Origin of the sequence: Parasphingopyxis sp. (assembly GCF_052168275.1) — a bacterium.
Lineage (GTDB): Bacteria > Pseudomonadota > Alphaproteobacteria > Sphingomonadales > Sphingomonadaceae > Parasphingopyxis.
In genome coordinates, this window is sequence record NZ_JBQLZM010000002.1 from 1 (window position 1) to 17540 (window position 17540).

At 67.3% G+C, this 17540-nt stretch carries 21 protein-coding genes and 1 tRNA gene; 13 read left to right on the plus strand and 9 right to left on the minus strand.

The window, feature by feature from the left end; translation table 11 throughout:
• Positions 1 to 943, plus strand: a 943-nt coding sequence (locus ACTS1X_RS00055) for a dihydrolipoamide acetyltransferase family protein (protein ID WP_442612342.1), incomplete at its 5' end; no start/stop codon positions are given.
• 47 nt (positions 944 to 990) lie between these two features.
• Here ACTS1X_RS00055 and ACTS1X_RS00060 read toward each other — a convergent pair.
• Positions 991 to 1308, minus strand: coding sequence for a hypothetical protein (locus ACTS1X_RS00060; protein WP_442612343.1), 318 nt, complete (start codon positions 1306 to 1308; stop codon positions 991 to 993).
• Positions 1309 to 1499: 191 nt separating this feature from the next.
• On the opposite strand from ACTS1X_RS00060, the gene ACTS1X_RS00065 reads away from it, so the two are divergent.
• The 5 genes from ACTS1X_RS00065 (at position 1500) to ACTS1X_RS00085 (ending at position 5704) form a co-directional block, all read left to right on the plus strand.
• Positions 1500 to 1637 carry a hypothetical protein gene (locus ACTS1X_RS00065; protein ID WP_442612344.1) on the plus strand — a complete coding sequence of 46 codons (138 nt, stop codon included), beginning with the start codon at positions 1500 to 1502 and terminating at the stop codon, positions 1635 to 1637.
• A 12-nt stretch (positions 1638 to 1649) separates the two neighbouring features.
• Positions 1650 to 2633: a hypothetical protein gene (locus ACTS1X_RS00070; protein ID WP_442612345.1), complete on the plus strand. Its 984-nt coding sequence runs from the start codon at positions 1650 to 1652 to the stop codon at positions 2631 to 2633.
• On the plus strand, positions 2624 to 3544 hold the full coding sequence (locus ACTS1X_RS00075) for a transposase (RefSeq protein ID WP_442612346.1): 921 nt from the start codon (positions 2624 to 2626) through the stop codon (positions 3542 to 3544). Before ACTS1X_RS00070 ends, ACTS1X_RS00075 begins: the two co-directional genes overlap by 10 nt.
• A gap of 71 nt (positions 3545 to 3615) precedes the next feature.
• Entirely contained in the window at positions 3616 to 3972 is a 357-nt protein-coding gene (locus tag ACTS1X_RS00080; protein WP_442612347.1) for a winged helix-turn-helix domain-containing protein, read from the plus strand.
• 148 nt (positions 3973 to 4120) lie between these two features.
• Positions 4121 to 5704, plus strand: a complete 1584-nt coding sequence (locus tag ACTS1X_RS00085) for a TIR domain-containing protein (protein WP_442612348.1) — start codon at positions 4121 to 4123, stop codon at positions 5702 to 5704.
• Between the two features lie 7 nt (positions 5705 to 5711).
• Here ACTS1X_RS00085 and ACTS1X_RS00090 read toward each other — a convergent pair whose 3' ends face one another.
• The 5 genes from ACTS1X_RS00090 to ACTS1X_RS00110 are packed head-to-tail and all read right to left on the minus strand — an operon-like array spanning position 5712 to position 10306.
• Complete coding sequence (locus ACTS1X_RS00090; RefSeq protein ID WP_442612349.1) at positions 5712 to 6869, minus strand: aminotransferase; 1158 nt, start codon at positions 6867 to 6869, stop codon at positions 5712 to 5714.
• Positions 6866 to 7915 (minus strand): AI-2E family transporter, encoded by a 1050-nt coding sequence (locus ACTS1X_RS00095; protein WP_442612350.1) that lies wholly within the window; start codon positions 7913 to 7915, stop codon positions 6866 to 6868. Before ACTS1X_RS00095 ends, ACTS1X_RS00090 begins: the two co-directional genes overlap by 4 nt.
• A gap of 29 nt (positions 7916 to 7944) precedes the next feature.
• Entirely contained in the window at positions 7945 to 8511 is a 567-nt protein-coding gene (gene mobA, locus ACTS1X_RS00100) for a molybdenum cofactor guanylyltransferase (protein WP_442612351.1), read from the minus strand.
• Positions 8508 to 9341, minus strand: a complete 834-nt coding sequence (gene fghA, locus ACTS1X_RS00105; protein ID WP_442612352.1) for an S-formylglutathione hydrolase — start codon at positions 9339 to 9341, stop codon at positions 8508 to 8510. Before fghA ends, mobA begins: the two co-directional genes overlap by 4 nt.
• A 41-nt stretch (positions 9342 to 9382) precedes the next feature.
• Positions 9383 to 10306, minus strand: coding sequence for an alpha/beta fold hydrolase (locus tag ACTS1X_RS00110; RefSeq protein WP_442612353.1), 924 nt, complete (start codon positions 10304 to 10306; stop codon positions 9383 to 9385).
• A gap of 202 nt (positions 10307 to 10508) precedes the next feature.
• Between ACTS1X_RS00110 and ACTS1X_RS00115 the strand changes: the two genes are divergently transcribed.
• Positions 10509 to 10841 (plus strand): PilZ domain-containing protein, encoded by a 333-nt coding sequence (locus tag ACTS1X_RS00115; RefSeq protein WP_442612354.1) that lies wholly within the window; start codon positions 10509 to 10511, stop codon positions 10839 to 10841.
• 2 nt (positions 10842 to 10843) lie between these two features.
• On the opposite strand, the gene ACTS1X_RS00120 is transcribed toward ACTS1X_RS00115, so the two are convergent.
• Complete coding sequence (locus ACTS1X_RS00120) at positions 10844 to 11461, minus strand: DNA-3-methyladenine glycosylase family protein (protein ID WP_442612355.1); 618 nt, start codon at positions 11459 to 11461, stop codon at positions 10844 to 10846.
• Positions 11462 to 11543: 82 nt separating this feature from the next.
• Between ACTS1X_RS00120 and ACTS1X_RS00125 the strand changes: the two genes are divergently transcribed.
• Positions 11544 to 11861, plus strand: coding sequence for a 2Fe-2S iron-sulfur cluster-binding protein (locus ACTS1X_RS00125; protein ID WP_442612356.1), 318 nt, complete (start codon positions 11544 to 11546; stop codon positions 11859 to 11861).
• Positions 11862 to 11869: 8 nt separating this feature from the next.
• Here the strand turns inward: ACTS1X_RS00125 and ACTS1X_RS00130 are convergent, their stop codons facing one another.
• Complete coding sequence (locus ACTS1X_RS00130; protein ID WP_442612357.1) at positions 11870 to 12616, minus strand: TrmH family RNA methyltransferase; 747 nt, start codon at positions 12614 to 12616, stop codon at positions 11870 to 11872.
• Between the two features lie 108 nt (positions 12617 to 12724).
• On the opposite strand from ACTS1X_RS00130, the gene ACTS1X_RS00135 reads away from it, so the two are divergent.
• Together ACTS1X_RS00135 and ACTS1X_RS00140 are read left to right on the plus strand one after the other, a co-directional pair.
• A tRNA-Tyr gene (locus ACTS1X_RS00135) sits at positions 12725 to 12810 on the plus strand.
• A gap of 72 nt (positions 12811 to 12882) precedes the next feature.
• On the plus strand, positions 12883 to 13773 hold the full coding sequence (locus ACTS1X_RS00140) for an alpha/beta fold hydrolase (protein WP_442612358.1): 891 nt from the start codon (positions 12883 to 12885) through the stop codon (positions 13771 to 13773).
• Between the two features lie 17 nt (positions 13774 to 13790).
• On the opposite strand, the gene ACTS1X_RS00145 is transcribed toward ACTS1X_RS00140, so the two are convergent.
• Positions 13791 to 14438, minus strand: coding sequence for a TetR/AcrR family transcriptional regulator (locus ACTS1X_RS00145; RefSeq protein ID WP_442612359.1), 648 nt, complete (start codon positions 14436 to 14438; stop codon positions 13791 to 13793).
• A gap of 181 nt (positions 14439 to 14619) precedes the next feature.
• Here ACTS1X_RS00145 and ACTS1X_RS00150 point away from each other — a divergent pair, with 181 nt between their 5' ends.
• The 3 genes from ACTS1X_RS00150 to ACTS1X_RS00160 are packed head-to-tail and all read left to right on the plus strand — an operon-like array spanning position 14620 to position 17450.
• Complete coding sequence (locus ACTS1X_RS00150) at positions 14620 to 15735, plus strand: ABC transporter permease (RefSeq protein WP_442612360.1); 1116 nt, start codon at positions 14620 to 14622, stop codon at positions 15733 to 15735.
• Positions 15732 to 16436: an ABC transporter ATP-binding protein gene (locus tag ACTS1X_RS00155; RefSeq protein ID WP_442612361.1), complete on the plus strand. Its 705-nt coding sequence runs from the start codon at positions 15732 to 15734 to the stop codon at positions 16434 to 16436. Before ACTS1X_RS00150 ends, ACTS1X_RS00155 begins: the two co-directional genes overlap by 4 nt.
• 30 nt (positions 16437 to 16466) lie before the next feature.
• Entirely contained in the window at positions 16467 to 17450 is a 984-nt protein-coding gene (locus tag ACTS1X_RS00160) for an efflux RND transporter periplasmic adaptor subunit (RefSeq protein ID WP_442612362.1), read from the plus strand.
• The last annotated feature ends 90 nt before the right edge of the window (positions 17451 to 17540 follow it).

The window sequence follows — 17540 nt, forward strand, 5'->3', positions numbered from 1 at the left end:
CGAACCGGAAGCCGCTCCCGAAGAAAAGGAAGAGCCGGAACCCGAACCTGCGGCCGAGGACAAACCCGAAAGCACGGAACGCGCGCGCATCCTGGCTTCGCCGGCGGTCCGCAAGCGCGCCCATGATCTCGGCGTCGATCTGGCCGACGTTCAGCCGCATGGCGACCGCATCCGCCATTCCGATCTCGACGCCTATCTGACCTATGGCGCGGGCCAGGGCTATCAGCCGCCGGGCCGCTCGCGGAAGCGCGAGGACGAGGAGATCAAGGTGATCGGCCTCCGGCGACGGATCGCCGAGAATATGGCGGCCTCCAAGCGCCATATCCCGCATTTTACCTATGTCGAGGAAATCGACGTCACCGAGCTGGAGGACATGCGCGGCGATCTCAATGGATCGCGCGGCGACCGGCCCAAGCTCACCGTGCTGCCCTTCATCATCGCGGCGATCTGCAAGACGCTGCCCGGTTTCCCGATGATCAACGCCACCTATGACGACGAGGGCGGCAAGATCACGCGGCACGGCGCGGTGCATCTCGGCATGGCGACGCAGACCGATACCGGCCTGATCGTGCCGGTCATCCGCAACGCGCAGGACAAGAATGTCTGGCAGCTGGCGCAGGAAATCGCCCGGCTGTCCGAGGCCGCCCGCACCGGCAAGGCGAAGAGCGAGGAACTGTCGGGCGGAACGCTGACCCTGACCTCGCTCGGCCCGCTCGGCGGCATCGCGACGACCCCGGTCATCAACCGGCCCGAGGTCGCGATCATCGGCCCGAACAAGATCGTCGAGCGTCCGGCCATCGTGAACGGCGAGCTCGAGGCGCGCAAGCAGATGAACCTCTCCATCTCCTGCGATCACCGGGTCGTCGACGGCTATGACGCGGCGAGCTACGTGCAGGCGCTGAAGAAGCTGCTCGAAACGCCGGTGCTGATCTTCGCCGACTGATCGCCCGCGTTCGGCAAACGCTGCCGCGGCGCGCGCGGGAAAGCGGATCAGGCCAGTTTGTCGAGCGAATCCATTTCCTCGGTTAGGGCGTCGACGAGCAGTTGCAGGTGCGCGACGCGCATTTCGAGCGAGGAGAGCAGGCCGTTGCCCTCTTCCGCGCCCGGGACGGGCGTGGATTCCGGAAGGCGGGTATCGCTGCCGGACAGCCGCTGATTGAGTTCGGCGAGCCGGCGGAGATTTTCGTCCAGGCCGTCGGAAAGCCGGGCGAGCTTTTCATCGAGGCCGACAAGAACCTTGGTGCTCGCCGGGTCCTGCGGCGCCTGGGTAACCTTCGCGACCGCCGGATCCACATATTCGATAGTCATCTGTCCTTGTCCCTTGATGAGGCCTGTTGCCGGGCCGAGATTGGGCATTCGCCGTTCGTATATCAGAGCCGGGCCGGATGGGCGATCGATCGTCCCGTTCGGGACGCGGTCGGCAATATTACAAAAGCTTAAATATCATTCGGTTCCAGGCCGTCCTAGCGTTTTCCCGACAACAAGAACGGGGAGGAACCATGGAGGGTCAGCCAATCGCCATCGAGGATCTGCCGGAGCTCGCGACCGAGGTCGCCGTGCACGGCGCGGCCGAACAGGAGGAGGTCGGCGGCGCGCATTGCATAGCGCTGCTGCTCATCAGTCCGCCATCCCGTTGAGGGCGCGCCGGCGTGGAGCCGCGCGGCGATTTGCGGGACTGGCTCGCCGACGAAGAGCATCAGGAGCGGGGCCGGCGCCGCACCGCGGCCGCCACAAAGCGGCTTGAGGCCCTTCCGGCGATCCGGACGTTCCTGGGCGCGGTGGCCGGATGCGGCGATGACGATGCCGTCCGCATCGGGCGCGCCATCGAGGCGCTGTTCGCCGACACGCGCTGGGTCGATATGCTGGTCCGGGACTGGGTCGACGAGGCCCGGCGCGATCCGTTCTTCGCACCGCCCGTTCGCCAGGCGACCGGGCCCTTCCATCGCAGCGCGCTGCTCCTCGAACTGCCGCAGGCGACGGTCGCGATATGCGCCGTCGATCCCGACGCCCTCCACGCCCGCAAGCGGGACGCGGGCGGCACGGGATCGGTTTTCTTTCCGGGCAATCGCGCCTACCTCAAATTCATCGAAGCCGGCGGACTGACGATGTCCTTCTGGGCAGCGCCCGACCCCGGCGACGCCGAAGCCGATCCGGCGACGGAGCCCTGTCGACAAACCGAGCGGAGGCGCATCGCGCCCGGCGAGCTGCTTGCGGTCGACACGGCGCGGCAAAGCTATGTGTTCGAGCGCGCGCGCCGGTCCGCCCTGTTCCTTCACGGCGAAGTCCGGGTCGGCGGCGCGGCACTGGCGCGGGAACATGATGCGGTGTCGGGCCGTCTCGTCGGCGTGAGCAGCGGATCGCAGAGCTGGTCGCGGACCCAGATGATGCTGAGCTTTCTCAGGCTGTCGGGCTGCCGCGATGCCGGTCCGGCCTTCGACCGGGTCATTGCCGACGCTCCCTTTTTCGTGCGCTGGCATGCGATGCGCGAATGGCTCGCGCTCGACCCGGCGGCGGCATGGCCGCGACTGTCCGAAATGGCGCGCCGCGATCCGCATTCCGAAGTCCGCGACGCGGCCCGCCGGACGGTGGCGCAGCTGGAGGCGCGCATGACGGGCCTCGCCGCATGCCGCTAGAGCTTGCCTGCCCGGAAGCCGACGCCATCGATCTGGAAGCGTTGATCGATACGGTGGACGCCGCGCGATGGGACGTCCGGGACGAGCAATCCTTCGCGTCGCTGGGCCCTTGGCTGAAGCGGCTCGCCAACAATCGGCATTTTCTCGCCGATATCGTGCTCGGCGAACTCGAAAACCGCTGTGCCGGCCAGGCGCGGCACAATCGCTACGGGGCGCAGGTGGTGATGCTCCATCGGGGCGAGGATTATTTCGTCCGGGCCAATTTCTGGCCCGCGCGCGGCGACAGCCTTGTGCGGACCAGTGGCGAGCGCGCTTTTTTCTACGGCGTGCCGCACGATCACAATTTCAGCTTCCTGACCGTCGGCTATGCCGGGCCCGGCTATCGCAGCGACTATTACGAATATGACTATGGCGCGGTCGCCGGCTATCCGGGCGAGCCCGCCGGGCTGCGCTTCGTCGAGCGATCGCGGCTGGGCCCGGGCCGGCTGCTGCTCTACCGCGCGCACCGCGATATCCATTCCCAGCTGCCGCCCGAAACCATGTCCGTCTCGCTCAACATCATCGGCACTTCGCCCCGCTCGGACTGGTCCGACCAGTATCGGTTCGATCCAGCCGGCAACCGGGTTGCGGGACTGCTGACGACGATGCCCAGCGCCATGCTGATGCGGTTGGCGCTCGGTGTCGGCGGCGCGGGCGGGCGGGCGCTGGTCGACGAGTTCGCCCGGCGCCACCCGAGCGATCATGTCCGCTTCGACGCAATCGCGACGTCGCTCGAAGCGACTGAGGATCCAGCCGCGAAACGGGCGCTGCTGGAACGCGGGACCGGGGATGCCAGCCGCCAGCTGGCGGGCCTGTGCCGCGAACGGCTGGCGCGTCTCGACGCGGCGTCCGGCCTTGGAGCGGAGGGTTAGCACCGGTCGTTTCTTCGAATATGGGCCAAACATGGCTGGCCCTTCCCGGCGTCCGACGGCAAGTTTGCGCCATGGATGTCGCGCGTTTCGAATTCGGTACGGATCGTCTCCGCATCGATCTCCTGCGCCGGCGCGTCTCCTATGACGGCAATGCGATCGCGCTGTGCCCGCGCGAACTGGATCTGCTGATCCATCTGTTCCTGCGCTGTCCATTCACCGTTTCCCGGGCCGAACTGCTGCGCGATGTCTGCAATCTATCCTTCGACCCGGGCACCAACGTCATCGAAGTCCATCTCTCGCGCCTGCGCGCCAAGCTGCGGGAATGCGGCGGGACGCGGTTGATCGAAACGGTGCGCGGGCAGGGATACCGGCTCGCGATACCCGACTGGAGCGGCGCATCCGCGCTGTCCGGATATCATTGCCGTTGATCGGCCAGTCGCTTAGGGTGCCTCTGTTGGGCGGCGCGCCGGTTTTCCGGCCGCACGGCGACGGCAGGGGCCGACGCCGCTGCCCGGCGACAGTGTGGGGGCACTATGAGGATATCTGGCTGCATCCGCGAAACGGAAAGGCGCCGGAATGGGCGCTGACGGCTCGGCTGCGCGCGGCGACAGGCGCCCGGTCGCCTTCATCAGCCACCACAGTTCCCAGGTGGAAACGGCGCGCCAGCTCAAAAAGGTGCTTGCGATAAACGGTGTCGACGGCTGGATGGCGCCCGACGACATCGATCCCGGCCGGCCGTTCGATCAGGCGATCATCGAACAGGTCCGGCGGTCCGATCTCATCATCCTGCTCTTCTGTTCGCGATCGGACCAGTCCCGCCACGTCAAGCGCGAGCTGATGATGGCCGAGAATGGCGACAAGCTGATCTTCCCCGTCCGCCTCGAGAATATCGACGCCGAGGGGCTCGCCTATTGGTTGAACGACTATCAGTGGATCGACTGGTTCGACCGGCGCGACGATACGATCCAGCGCATGATCGACACGATCAAGCGGCTCGTCCGTTTCGGTGTCCCGGACGAACGGAGGGCTCCGGCGATCCCGGTCGCGCCGCCGCCGGAAGCCGCCGAACCGCCGGCGCAGACAATCGACGAGACGGAAAGGGAGGCCGACGAACCGGATCCCGTCCAGAAAGAGCCGCCGCCTTCTGCGGACGACGAGCCGCCGCCGTCTGCCCGCACCGATGGGAACGGCACGCCCGCCGCGCCGGAGTCCGAAAGCGGGCTGAAAGTTGCACCGGTCGCGGCCGGTCGCGGTCGCGGCGACGAGCCCGGCGATGGCGGGCCGCCGGACCGCAAGCCGCTCATCATCGGCGGCGCGGTGCTGCTCGCCCTCGTCCTGATCGCGCTTCTCTATTTCCTGCTCGCGGGCGGCGACGCCGACGAGGAGGCGGGGAGCGGCATCCTGTCTCCCAGCGTCGATTGCGCCGATACCGGGTTGGCGAGCCATGCGATCATCTGCGGCAGCGAAACGCTGCGCGCGCGCGAGACCGAATTGTCGGCCCGGTACGAGGCGGCGCTCGCCGCCGTCGAGGGACGGGACCGGATCGCCTTGCAGCAGGGCTATGCCGCCTATCAGGCCCGCCGGGACGAGTGCCGGACGGCGGTCTGTGTCGCGGCGGTGTATGACGCGCGCGACGGCGAATTGTCCGAATATGACCGTCCGGCCGAGGAGGCGCCGACCGAACCCGCCGAGGAGAATGCGCCCGCGGAAGCCGAACCGGACGCGCGGGAGGCCGACCGGGCGGCCGACACGGCTCCGCCCGTCCGCGCTCCGGCCGAGGACCGGACCCGCGCGCCCGCCGAGGAACGTCCGGTGCCCCCTGAAACCCGGCCCGCGCCGCAGCCCGATCCGCCGCGCAGCGCCGAGACGACGCCGCCACAGCCGGTCGGCAATCCCGCGGGCTGGGTCCGCGCCAGCGACTATCCGTCCAACATCCTGCGCAACGGCGAAGAGGGTACGTCGCGCTATCAGGTGCGCGTCGGCGCCAACGGCATCCCGACCGCCTGTTTCACCATCGGTTCGAGCGGGCATTTCCAGCTCGACGCGCGGGCCTGCAACATGGTGATGAGCCGGGCGCGCTTCCAGCCGGCGCGCAATGCGGCCGGCAATCCGGTACCGGGTCTCTATTCCGGCAGCCATCGCTGGCGCGCGCCGCAATAGGGGGTCGCTAGGTCAGCATTGTCCGGGCGTCCGCCAGCCGCTCGGCCGCCGCATCGAGCACGTCGTCGGCCTTGGCGAAGCAGAGCCGGACGATGCTCGTCACCGGATCGCTTTCGAAAAAGGCCGAGACCGGGATGACGGCGACGCCCGCTTCCGCGACGAGGCGCATGGCGAAAACCCGGTCGTCCATCGCGATCCCCGACGCCGGCAGATCGACCGACAGGAAATAGGTCGCCGCGCTCGGCAGGATCGCGAAGCCGCCATCGCCGAGCGCGCTGGCCAGCCGGTCGCGCGAGCGTTGATAGCCGGCGCGCATGGCGGTGAAATAATCGCGATCCTTGCCCAGGCCGTAGGCGACGGCGGACTGGAGGTTGGGCGCGGTCGTGAAGGTCAGGAACTGGTGCGCCTTGGCGATGGCATCGGCGAGCGGCGGCGCGGCGATCGCCCAGCCGACCTTCCAGCCGGTCAGCGAGAAGATCTTGCCCGCCGACCCGATCTTGACCGTCCGCTCGCGCATGCCCGGCATCGTCATCAGCGACCGGTGCGCCGCGCCGTCGAAAACCAGATGTTCCCAGACCTCGTCGCAGATGGCGATCAGGTCGTGTTTCAGGCAGATATCGGCGAGCAGCGCGCGCTCTTCGGAATCGAGCATCTTGGCCGTCGGGTTGTGCGGGCTGTTGAGGACGATCGCGCGGGTCCGGTCGGTGATCGCGGGAGCCAGTAGATCGGCGGTAATCGACCAGTCGGGCGGGCGCGTCGTCACGAAGCGCGGAACGCCGCCCGCCTGCCGGACCAGCGGAGCATAGGCGTCATAGGCCGGCTGGACGATGATCACCTCGTCGCCCGGCGTCACCAGCGCGAGGATCGACGCCGCTATCGCTTCGGTCGCGCCGGACGTGACGACCGCTTCGCGCTCACCATCGATCGCGAGCTGCTGGTGCGCCGCATAATGCTCGGCGATCGCTCCGCGCAATTCGGGAAGTCCGCGCATCGGCGGATATTGGTTGTTGCCGGACATCACCGCTTCGGCCGCGGCCTGGCGGACATCCTCCGGCCCCTCGGCATCGGGAAAGCCCTGGCCGAGATTGATCGCGCCGGTCTCCCGCGCGCGCATCGACATCTCCTCGAAGATCGTCGTCGGCAGGCCGGCGAAAACCGGGTTCATGCCGACGGCGCGCCGCCAGCCGGCCGCTTGGGCTCCTTGTGGAGCACCTGCTCGATATAGAGCCGCTGGACGAGAACGAAGCCGACGACGGTGAGCGGCGCGGCGAGCAGGACGCCGAGCAGGCCGAACAATATGCCCGCGGCGACGACCGCGAAGAGCAGCACGGCCGGCAGCAGGTCGACCGAGCGTTTCTGGATGATCGGCTGCAGGATGTTGCCCTGGATCTGCTGGATCAGGACGTAGACGCCCAAGGTCCACAGCGCGATCGTCGGACTCACGCTGAACGCGACGAGCACGGCCGGAATGCCCGCGATGACGGGGCCGATGAACGGAATGAAGTCGAGCAGGCCGGCGATGATGGCCAGAGCCGCGGCGGACGGCACGCCGATGATCGCCAGCGCGATATACACCATCACCGCGACGATGATCGAGGAGAGGATCTGCGCGCGCAGCCACAGCCCCAGCGCGCGGCCGATATCGTCGCAGGTTTCGCGCGTCAGCTGTTCCCGGTTCTTGGGCACGATCCGCACCAGTCCCTGCCGGTAGACTTCGGGTTGCGCGGCAAAGAACACCGCGCCGGCCAGCACGAGGATGATATTGGTCAGCGCCCCGCCGGCCGACATCAGGGCGAAGCTGCCCGCTTGCGTCGTCAGTCCGGAGAGCTGGGCGCCGATGTCGCGGCTGGCCTGGCGCACGTCGTAGTCGATACCCCAGCCGTCGAGAGCGCGCTGCGTCGCTTCCAGCGCGTCGGGGATGCGGGCGACGAGCGCGGTGAACTGGGTGACGATCAGTCCGCCGAATATCCAGCTCACCGATCCGAGGATTGCGAAGAGGGTGATCACGGCGAAGGTCACCGAGACCCCTTGGGGCAGTCCGAAGCGGATGAATATCCGCGCGATGGCCCGCAAGATCACCGCGACGACGATCGCGGCGAAGATCAGCAGCAGCAGCCGCCCGAGCGAGTAGATCACCGCCGCCAGCACGACGATCGCCAACACCGCGAACGCGCGCCGTACGAAGCTGTTATGCGATGCCTGATCGTCCATCCGGGCTCCCCTTTGCCGTCACGCCGCCGTTATCGGCGCGATTGGGCGGCCGGGCAAGATCGGTCCTTTTCCGGCCGTTCGTCCAGCGCTTTCAGATCGTCCGGCGTGTTGATGTTGGGCGGCGGTTCGGGGAGCGCGACCGGGGATGCGCCGATATGCTCGACCCACGCCATCATCGCCCGGCGGGGCTGGCCGGCGAGCCAGGCATCGAGACGCGGCGCGAGCGCGACCGGCCACAGGCCGACCACCGGCTGGCTCTCCGCATAGGCGGGGCCGGGCGACAGGTTGTCGGCCAGGCCGGGCGGCACCAGGGCATTGTCGCAGGCGATGCTTAGCACGGCGTCGAATCCGCTTTCCGCCGCGTGGGCGAGCGCGGCGTTGAGTCCGCCCAGCGGCCCCTCGTCCGCCGTCGGCCGGTCGGCGAGGGACGCCACGCCCGCGCGCGCGCGCCCGCAAAGCACCACCGTGTCGCACTGTTCGCCGAGCTGTGCGACGGCATGATCGACGAGCGCCTTGCCGCGCCACACCGCCTCGGCCTTGTCGGCCCGGAAGCGCGACGATCGCCCGCCCGCCAAAACGGCACCCAGCAGTTTCATGCGAGCCGTTCTGCGTGCCAGCGCAGATGCGCGTCCATGAAGCTGGAGATGAAATAATAGCTGTGATCGTAACCGGGCCGCATGGTGAGCGTCAGGCCGATATCCGCCTCCCGGCAGGCCTGTTCGAGGAGTTCGGGTTTGAGCTGCTCTTCGAGAAACTGGTCGGCATCGCCCTGGTCGACGAGGATTTCGGGTATCCGCGCCCCGTCCGCGATCAGCGCGCAGGCGTCGTAGGCGCGCCAGGCGGCCCGGTCCGGGCCGAGATAGCCGGTCAGTGCCTTTTCGCCCCATGGGCAGCGGAGCGGCGACACGATGGGGGCGAAGGCGGAAACGCTGCGGAACCGGTCGGGATTTCGGAGCGCGATCGTGAGCGCGCCATGGCCGCCCATCGAATGGCCGGTGATCGCCTGGCGCGTCATGTCGGCCATCGGGAAGTGCGCCGCGACCAGCGCCGGCAGTTCGGACTCGACATAGCTGCGCATCCGGAAATGTTCGGACCAGGGGGCTTGGGTGGCGTCGACATAGAAGCCCGCGCCCTGGCCGAAATCATAGGCTTCGTCGTCGGGCGCGCCCTCGCCGCGCGGCGAGGTATCGGGCGCCACGAAGATCAGGCCGAGCTCGGCGCAGGTCCGGCGGAACTCGCCCTTCTCGGTGACATTGTCGGCGGTGCAGGTCAGTCCGGAGAGATACCAGACGACCGGAAGTTTCGCCCCCGCTCCATGGTCGGGTACGAAGGCCGAAAAGCGCATCTCCGTGCCGGTCTCGGCGCTGTCATGCTTGTAGAAGCCTTGAGTGCCGCCGAAGGCCCTGTTTTCCGAAACCGTGTCCATGGCCGCGCACTATCATTGTTCTACGCGCGCGCGAAGGGAGATCAGCCGGCGAGCAGGGCCCGCATCGCCGCGACCAGCGCCAGCGGCTGGTCGACCATCACATGGTGGCCGCTGTCGGGAATCGCGACGAAGGGCGTGCCGTCGGGCATGATCTCGTGGAGATGGGTCATCGCCTCGTCGTCCATGATCGCCGAGCGGTCGCCATAGATCACGGCGAGCGGGCAGTTGGCGGCGCTTGCCTTGCGCGCGGTTTCGATCCGCCGCGTGTTGCCGAAGCCGTTGGGATCGAAGCACCAGCTCCAGCGTCCCGGTTCGATCTCGACCAGCGCGTCGCGCGCGATCATGTCCGCGATATAGTGATTGTCGCAGCTTTGCGCGGGCAGGAAGCGGAACCGCGCCAGCCCTTCCTCGATGGTCGCGAAATAGCGGCGCTCGCGCTGCGGGCGGTTCTCGTCCTCGGGCGAGTGGCGCATCTGGAGCGAGGAATCGATGATGAAGGCGCGGCCCACCCAGGCGTCGGGATCGGCCGCCGCCGCCGCGGTCGGCGCGCCGCCGAAGCTGTGGCCGGCCACGACCGGCTTGCCCGCCGCGAAGAGGCCCGCCGCGTCGGCCACCGCTTTCATGTCGTCCGCATGATCGAGGATCGCGTAGGATTCGCGCCAGTCCGATCCGCCCATCCCGGCCATCGACATCGCCACGACCCGATAGTCGTCGGCGAAGAAGGGGGCGATATGCGCCCACCACAGGCCATGCGCGCCGCCGCCATGAAGCAGGAACAGGCCGGGCCGGCCGTCCTCGCCCCAGGTGAAATATTCGATAGCGCCGGCCTCGCGCGGCAGCATGTGCCGTTCGGGCGTGCGTTGCAGCGCCTCGTCGAACCAGAGCGGCGCCGGCGGTTTTGCGCCTTCATAGGAGGCGAGGATGGTGGCGGGGGCGGTCGACACGGTCATGCCGCTACCGAGCATGACCTTACGCTTACGTCAACTGCGAAATGATGGTGCGGCGGTTCCTTAACCGGTTAACCGATTGGCACTGCACATGAATAACATCCAATCGCCAGCTTTCCGGCACCATGCAGCGCGGAAAGCTGACGCGCGGTAACCATATCCCTCCATCCGATCGTCAGATTCTGCTGCGAACGTGAATCCCGAAAGGATCGTTAGCACCATGTCCATCTCTGCCGAATTGTTGGTCGAGACGCCTGAATCGGACGAGCGGCGGGCTGCCCCCCGTGCGCCGATCGACGTGCGCGCGGGTTTCCGCAAATCGGGCTATCACGCGTCCAAGGCCGATATCAGCGATGTTTCGGCGAAGGGTTGCCGGGTCGCCGGTGCGTTGCAGCTGGCCGCCGGCACCGAGATCTGGATCCGTCTGCCCGGCCTTCAGCCGCTGCGGGCGCGCGTCGCCTGGACCGACGGGTTCGAAGCCGGATGCGAGTTCGCAACGCCGTTTCACGATGCGGTCCTCGACAATTTCCTGCGGGGACATCAAGCCGCCTGACGTCAGATCACTGCCGTGTTGTAGGAATGCCAGGCGAATATCGCGGCTGCGCCGCGATGCGGCCGCCACGGTTCGGCGGCGGCGCGCACATCCCGTTCCGACGGACGGTCGGCCCAGCCCAGCACCCGGCCGATCTCGATCTGCACCGCGAGGTCGCCGGCGGGCCAGATGTCGGGCCGGCCCTCGGCGAAGAGCAGGTATATCTCCGCCGACCAGCGCCCGATCCCCTTGATCCCGGTCAGCGCGGCGATGGCATCCTCGTCGTCTGCGGGCAGCGCTCCGAGATCGAGCGCGCCCGTGGCGACGAGTTCGGCAAGGCTGCGCGCATAGCCGGTCTTCTGGCGGCTGAACCCTGCGCCGCGCAGCGTCTCGTCGCTCGCGGCGAGCAGTTTCGCCGGATCGGCTGGGTCGCCGAGCGCGGCGGCGAGCTTGCGCCAGATCGCGTCGGCCGAGGCGACGCTGACCTGCTGGCCGAGGATCGTGCGCAGCAAAGTGGCGTAACCGCGGTCGCGAATCCGCGGCGGCGGATAGCCAACTTCGCCGAGCCGGTCGCCGAAAGCCGGCTCGACGGCGACGAGCGCATCTATCGATTTTCGCAGCTGCGCGGCCCCGATTCCCATCTATACAGCCCTTGATTTCACATGCGGGCCATCACATAGCCCCGCCGCAGCCATTGTAGAACCTGTCTGAAGGAACCGGTCCATGCCCAAGCTCATCGTCGTCAATCGCGCTGGCGAAGAAACCACCGTCGAAGCGGACAGCGGCCTTACCGTGATGGAAGTGATCCGGGACAATGGGTTCGACGAGCTCCTGGCGCTATGCGGCGGTTGCTGTTCCTGCGCGACCTGCCACGTCCATGTCGATCCGAAATTTGCGGACAAACTGCCCGAGATGGACGAAGACGAGGACGATCTCCTCGAAAGTTCCGATCATCGCGACGGGAATTCGCGGCTGTCCTGCCAGATCCCGTTCGACGACGAGCTGGACGGTCTCAAGGTGACGATCGCCCAGGAAGACTAGCCGGATTTTCAGCTCTCGCGACGGGTCGCACTGGCATAGAGCGCGATCGCCGCGGCATTCGACACGTTGAGGCTTTCGATCCGGCCGCTGATCGGCAGGCGGGCGAGGGCGTCGCAATGGCCCGCCACATTGGGCCGCAGCCCGGCGCCTTCCGCGCCGAGTATCAGCGCGATCCGCTTGCCGCCCAGCGCATCCGCCAAATCCGTGTCCGCTTCGCCGGCAAGGCCGATCCGCCAGAAGCCCGCCTCGGCGATCTGGTCGAGCGCCCGCGCCAGATTGACGACCCGGCACCAGGGCAGGATTTCGAGCGCACCCGACGCCGCCTTGGCCAGCGCGCCGGATTCGGGCGGGGCGTGCCGGTCCTGCGTCACGAGGCCCAGCGCGTCGAAGGCGAGGGCGGAGCGCATGATCGCGCCGACATTGTGCGGGTCGGTCACCTGGTCGAGGATGACGAGCGGCCGCCCGTCCCCGGCGTCGGCGAGCAGCTCCTCGATCGCGATATCGGCGAGCGGCTCCACCTCGGCGACGAGCCCCTGATGCGGCGCATCCTGCGGAACCAACCGCCCGAGATCGGCAACCCCGGCCATTTCGACCGGGAGGTTCGGCGGCACGTCGATGCCGGCGATGCCGTCGTGCGTTGCCCATAATTTGCGGATCGCGCGCGCCGGATTGTCGAGCGCAGCGAGCACGGCATGCCGTCCCCAGAAGCGCGGTGCGCGGCTCTCGCGCTGTTTTGCCTTGCGTCGTTTCGCCATGGCTGCGTGCTTTCCAACAACCGGCGTTGACAGGCAAGCGGTGTTTCGCCATTGAGCCGCCCTTCGCCGCGCTTCGCTTGCATTGCAATCGGGCGCCGCGACCCCGATGGACGGGTGGCCGAGTGGTTAAAGGCAGCAGACTGTAAATCTGCCCGCGCAAGCGTACGCTGGTTCGAATCCAGCCCCGTCCACCACCTTCCCGATTCCCGTGTTTGACGTGGCGCGTGCAATTGCGCACCTTACGTATCCGTAAAGGGAGAGAGTGGATGAAGGTATCGGCGAACGGGCTCGAGATCGAGATCGAGGAACATGGCCGTCCGGACGATCCGCCCCTGCTGCTGATCATGGGATTTTCGGGCCAGCTCTCGCTCTGGCCGGACGAATTCGTAGAGGAACTGGTGGGGCGCGGCTTCCGCGTGATCCGCTACGACAATCGCGATATCGGCCTCTCGCAGAAATTCGACGGCGTCAGGGCGCCGCATCCGATCTGGCAGCTGCTCGTGAAGCGGGTCATAAAAAACCGTCGGATGGCGCCCTACACGCTGGAAGACATGGCCGCCGATGCGGTCGGCGTGCTCGATGCGCTGGCGATCGAGAAGGCGCACATACTCGGCGTGTCGATGGGCGGCATGATCTCGCAGATCGTGGCGGCCGATTATCCCGAGCGGGTCCTGTCGCTGATGCCGGTGATGACCTCGACCAACGCCCCGGGCCTGCCGGGCCCCGACAAACAGGTCCGCAAGATCCTGTTCCAGGCGGCGCGCAACCGGCCGGAAACGGAGGAAGAGGCGGTCGCGGCCGGGATGCGCTTCTTCACCGCGATCGGCTCGCCCGGCGGCGAGGAACGGCGGGCGGAGATCGAGGAACTCATCCGCAAGAATGTCGCGCGCAGCTTCTACCCCGAGGGCGCCTCGCGCCAGATGGCGGCGATCATCGATACCGGCGACCTGCGCCCCTGGGCGCGCCGGGTCCGCGCCGACACTATGGTCGTGCACGGGGTGGCGGATCCGCTGATCCTGCCGCCTTGCGGCGCGGACGTGGCCGATCATATCGCCGGCGCGCGGTTCGAGCTGATCGAGGGCATGGGACACGACCTGCCCCAGGCCCTGCACGGCCGGCTGGCCGACCTGGTGGCCGGGCACAGCCTCGCGCGATAGCGCGCGGCGTTCGGGCGTCAGTCCGCCCGGTATGCGCGCAGAAAGACGTCGACGCCGTGTTTCACATGCCGGCGGATATGGGTCGGTCCGGGGGCCGTCGCGACGCCGAAGCGGATTTCCATTTCGTTGAAGCCTTTCCATAGCGAGAGCAGGTCTTCCGCGGCCCGCTGCGCATTGGCCAGATGGAGGTCGCCGCGTTCGTGCGCCGCCTTCAATATCGCGGTCAGCTCGCTGCGCATCGTGCCCGGGCCGGCATCGAAGAAGCGTTTCGTCGCGTCCGGATGCCGTTCCTTCTCGATGGCGAGCATCGAATCGAAATAGAAATGGCTTTCGTCGAGCAGGAAGCTCATCAGCGTGAAACCGAAATTGACGAGTTGCGCCTCCAGCGTCGGCGCATCGCGATTGGCCTCGCTGATCGCTTCCGTCATGTGCCGGGCCTGGCGGCGGACCAGGGCTTCGAGCAGGCCGGGCTTGTCGCCGAAACGCTTGTAGATCGTGACCTTGGACACCCCGGCATGTTCGGCGATCCGTTCGATCGACGCGGCCGTATAGCCCTCGCCGAAAAAAGCGGCCCGGGCGGCGTCGAGAATCGCCTCGGTCTTGCGTTCGTCGGTCGGCCTGCCAACGCGATGCGCCGCGGCCATATCGGTGTCGTTTCGGACCATTCTTCCCGGTCTCGCACGAGTCGCGACCCTTCGCCACCCTCATTCCAGTTGCACTATAATACTAAACGTTGACGTTCACAAATAACCCGGTCATAGATTCGGGCGACGGGTTGCGAGCGATTCGCAGTCTTTCACCGAGGCAGCGCGGCAAGGGACGCTCATGGGCTGGATCGCTTTGAGAATGCTGACGGGAGACCGGGTCAAGTTCATCGGCCTGCTTTTCGGCGTCGCCTTTTCGACCCTGCTGATCAGCCAGCAGCTGACGATCTTCGTCAACCTGATCATGCGCGGCGCCGTTGCGGTCGAAGAGGTTTCGACCGCCGATGTCTGGGTGATGGACCCTTCGAGCCGGACGGTGGACGTTTTCGCCCCCATGCCGTCCACCGCGCTCGAGCTGGTGCGGGGTGTCGACGGCGTGGCCTATGCGTCGCCGATGCTCCGCTCCAGCGCCGTCGTCCGCACGCCCGATGGCGATCTCGAAGGCGTCAACATCGTCGGCGTCGACGATTCCACCCTGATCGGGCTGCCGCGCGACATGGCGGAGGGGGACCGGCGGGCGCTGGCCGAGCCGGACTCCGTGTTCATCGACGATACCGGGTCGCGCAAGCTGTTCGAACCCGACGATCAGGTCATCGGCACCCGGCTCGAACTCAACGACCAGCGCGCGGTGATCCGCGGCATTGCCGACGCGGTGCCGACCTTCACCTCGCAGGTCATTCTCTACACGCGCTATTCGAACGCGCTGCGCTACGCGCCGGGCACGCGCAACCGGCTGTCCTTCGTCCTCGTCCGTTCGGATGCCGACCACACGCCGGAGGAGTTGGTCGCGGCGATCGAGAGCGAGACCGGGCTCAAGGCCCGCACCTCCCGGGATTTCGCGAGCGACGGACTCTGGTTCATCATCGAGAATACCGGCATTCCGGTGAATTTCGGCATCACCGTGGTACTCGGATTCATCGTCGGCGTGGCGATCGTCGGGCTGACCTTCAGCCTGTTCATCCGCGACAATATCAAGCAGTTCGGCGCGCTGAAGGCGATCGGCGTCACCAACGCCAAGATCCGGCGCATGGTCGCGCTCCAGGCCGGATTCGTCGGGCTGGTCGGCTATGGCATCGGGATTTTCGTCGCCGAGCTGTTCTTCGTCACCACCTCGGGCGTCGATACGTTCAAGGGCTTCTACATGCCCTGGCAGATCCCGCTGATGACCGCGGTGGTGACGCTCGTGATGATCATGCTCACCGGCTTTCTCGCGCTGCGCAACGTCCTCAAGACCGAGCCGGCGGAGGTGTTCCGATGAGCGTCGGGATCACGGTCGACAATATCGTCAAGGAATTCCCGATCGGCAGCAGCGATACGATCCGCGTCCTGCACGGCATCGATCTGGAGATCAAAACCGGCGAGCTCACCTATCTGATCGGCGAGTCCGGTTCGGGGAAGACGACGCTGATCTCGATCGTCGCCGGCATCCTCTATCCGACCGAGGGGACCGTCAACGTCTTCGGCACCGATATCTACGATCTCACCGATACCGAGCTGGTGAATTTCCGGCTCGCCAATATCGGTTTCATCTTCCAGCAATATAACCTGCTGCCGACGCTCACCGCGGCCGAGAACGCCGCCGTGCCGCTGTTCGCCAACGGCACGCCGCGCGACGAGGGCGTCGACCGCGGATACGAGATCCTCGACGCGCTCAACATCCGCGACCAGGCCGAAAAGCTGCCGCGCCAGCTTTCGGGCGGTCAGCAGCAGCGCGTCGCGATCGCCCGCGCGCTGATCCACGAACCCCGCCTCGTCGTCTGCGACGAGCCGACCGCGGCGCTCGATGCCGGCTCGGGTCGCCGCGTGATGGACCTGCTGCGCGAAGTCGCGCTCGCACCCGACCGCGCGGTGATCATCGTCACCCATGACAATCGCGTCTTCGATCTCGCCGACCGGATCATCGAGATCGAGGACGGCCGGATAACCCATGACGGGAAGGAGCTGCCCGATGGCCATTGATCTTTCGCACCAGACCGGAGCGCCGGCATTATGAGAAATCTCAGCTTCTCCCGCCAGATACTGCCCATCCTCGCGATTGCCGGCATCGTCGTCGCGGCGATCCTGATCGTCGCCAATCTTCCCGACCGGACGATGACCGAGCCGATGATCGAGCCGCCGCGCTCGCCGGACGCGCAGAGCGCAACCGGTTCGGTCGCCGGCACCGGCGTCGTCGAGCCGTCGAGCGAGGAGATCGAGATCGGCAGCCATGTCTCGGGCGTGGTCGACCGGGTCTATGTCGCGGCCGGCGATCTCGTGACGCAGGGTCAGCCGCTGTTCCGCATCGACACGCGCGATATCGCCGCCCGGGTGAACGAGGCGCGCGCCCGCGTCGCCAGCCTGCGGCAGAGCATCGCCTCGGCCGAAACCGCGCTGCGCGTCGCCAACGAGCAGCTGGCGCTCTATGCGGGCGTCGAGGACCAGCGCGCGATTTCGGAGCAGGAAGTGATCGAGCGCCGCGGCGTGCGCGACACCGCCCGCGCCCAGCTCGCCGTGACCCGCGCCCAGTATCAGGAAGCGCAGGCGGCGCTCGCCAGCGCCCGCACCCAGCTCGAACGCCATACGGTGCGCGCGCCGCAGACCGCCACCGTGCTGCAGCTCAATGTCCGGACCGGCGAGTTCGCCAATGCCGGGCCGGGCATGGGCGGCAACAGCGAGCCGCTGATCGTGATGGGCGTCACCGAGCCGCTCTATGTCCGCGTCAGCATCGACGAGAACGAGATCGAGCGGCTCGATATCGGCGCGCCCGCCATCGTCTCGGCGCGCGGCGACGCGGCGCGCCAGGTCGAGGCCCGCTACGTCCGCACCGAACCGCTCGTCGTGCCGAAGACCTCGCTGACCAACGCCGCGACCGAACTGGTCGACGTCCGCGTGCTCGAGCTGCTCTACGCGCTGCCGGGCGAGGGGCACTCGATGTTCGTCGGCCAGCAGGTCGACGCCTTCGTGCCCGCGCGCGGCGGGGATGACGGCGAATGAAGGCCGGCAGCCTGATCCTTCTCGCGGCGTTGCCGTTGGCCGCCTGCGCGACCTATCAGGGCGCGCGCGCGCCCTCCGAGGTGGATATCC

What these genes read in the sequence shown, in the direction of transcription:
- ACTS1X_RS00060 (WP_442612343.1), bottom strand. Translation starts at nt 1,308, where the DNA reads ATGACTATCGAATATGTGGATCCGGCGGTCGCGAAGGTTACCCAGGCG.
- ACTS1X_RS00065 (WP_442612344.1), top strand. Translation starts at nt 1,500, where the DNA reads ATGGAGGGTCAGCCAATCGCCATCGAGGATCTGCCGGAGCTCGCGACC.
- ACTS1X_RS00075 (WP_442612346.1), top strand. Translation starts at nt 2,624, where the DNA reads ATGCCGCTAGAGCTTGCCTGCCCGGAAGCCGACGCCATCGATCTGGAA.
- ACTS1X_RS00080 (WP_442612347.1), top strand. Translation starts at nt 3,616, where the DNA reads ATGGATGTCGCGCGTTTCGAATTCGGTACGGATCGTCTCCGCATCGAT.
- ACTS1X_RS00085 (WP_442612348.1), top strand. Translation starts at nt 4,121, where the DNA reads ATGGGCGCTGACGGCTCGGCTGCGCGCGGCGACAGGCGCCCGGTCGCC.
- ACTS1X_RS00090 (WP_442612349.1), bottom strand. Translation starts at nt 6,869, where the DNA reads ATGAACCCGGTTTTCGCCGGCCTGCCGACGACGATCTTCGAGGAGATG.
- ACTS1X_RS00095 (WP_442612350.1), bottom strand. Translation starts at nt 7,915, where the DNA reads ATGGACGATCAGGCATCGCATAACAGCTTCGTACGGCGCGCGTTCGCG.
- mobA (WP_442612351.1), bottom strand. Translation starts at nt 8,511, where the DNA reads ATGAAACTGCTGGGTGCCGTTTTGGCGGGCGGGCGATCGTCGCGCTTC.
- fghA (WP_442612352.1), bottom strand. Translation starts at nt 9,341, where the DNA reads ATGGACACGGTTTCGGAAAACAGGGCCTTCGGCGGCACTCAAGGCTTC.
- ACTS1X_RS00110 (WP_442612353.1), bottom strand. Translation starts at nt 10,306, where the DNA reads ATGCTCGGTAGCGGCATGACCGTGTCGACCGCCCCCGCCACCATCCTC.
- ACTS1X_RS00115 (WP_442612354.1), top strand. Translation starts at nt 10,509, where the DNA reads ATGTCCATCTCTGCCGAATTGTTGGTCGAGACGCCTGAATCGGACGAG.
- ACTS1X_RS00120 (WP_442612355.1), bottom strand. Translation starts at nt 11,461, where the DNA reads ATGGGAATCGGGGCCGCGCAGCTGCGAAAATCGATAGATGCGCTCGTC.
- ACTS1X_RS00125 (WP_442612356.1), top strand. Translation starts at nt 11,544, where the DNA reads ATGCCCAAGCTCATCGTCGTCAATCGCGCTGGCGAAGAAACCACCGTC.
- ACTS1X_RS00130 (WP_442612357.1), bottom strand. Translation starts at nt 12,616, where the DNA reads ATGGCGAAACGACGCAAGGCAAAACAGCGCGAGAGCCGCGCACCGCGC.
- ACTS1X_RS00140 (WP_442612358.1), top strand. Translation starts at nt 12,883, where the DNA reads ATGAAGGTATCGGCGAACGGGCTCGAGATCGAGATCGAGGAACATGGC.
- ACTS1X_RS00145 (WP_442612359.1), bottom strand. Translation starts at nt 14,438, where the DNA reads ATGGTCCGAAACGACACCGATATGGCCGCGGCGCATCGCGTTGGCAGG.
- ACTS1X_RS00150 (WP_442612360.1), top strand. Translation starts at nt 14,620, where the DNA reads ATGCTGACGGGAGACCGGGTCAAGTTCATCGGCCTGCTTTTCGGCGTC.
- ACTS1X_RS00155 (WP_442612361.1), top strand. Translation starts at nt 15,732, where the DNA reads ATGAGCGTCGGGATCACGGTCGACAATATCGTCAAGGAATTCCCGATC.
- ACTS1X_RS00160 (WP_442612362.1), top strand. Translation starts at nt 16,467, where the DNA reads ATGAGAAATCTCAGCTTCTCCCGCCAGATACTGCCCATCCTCGCGATT.